The organism is Streptomyces nanshensis (assembly GCF_001751255.1).
Taxonomy (GTDB): domain Bacteria; phylum Actinomycetota; class Actinomycetes; order Streptomycetales; family Streptomycetaceae; genus Streptomyces; species Streptomyces nanshensis_A.
The window spans coordinates 1-208 of sequence record NZ_LJGW01000109.1 but is presented as its reverse complement, the minus strand read 5'-3'; the positions used below and the strand labels follow the sequence as shown (position 1 = coordinate 208).

The 208-nt window shown below is 78.4% G+C and carries 1 pseudogene; it reads right to left on the bottom strand.

Features of this window, described 5'->3' with window-relative positions:
- A pseudogene (locus AN218_RS36435) lies at window positions 1–208 on the bottom strand (hypothetical protein); the annotation flags it as partial.

Below are 208 nucleotides of genomic sequence, written 5' to 3'. Positions count from 1 at the left end.
GAAGTAGTCGGCGTCCGGGGCGACTTCGTCGGCGTAGAGCAGTTCGGCGAGGCTGCGGCGCAGCCATGGCAGCACGTCGCTGTCGGCGCCCTGGGACGTCTCCGCGGTCGGATCGCCGTGCGGGGCCTCCGAGGCCGGGGCGTGGGACGCCGCCGGGGCGGGCTCCGTCTGCGGCGGGCGGGTGGCGGCCGGTGGTGCGGGGCTCGCC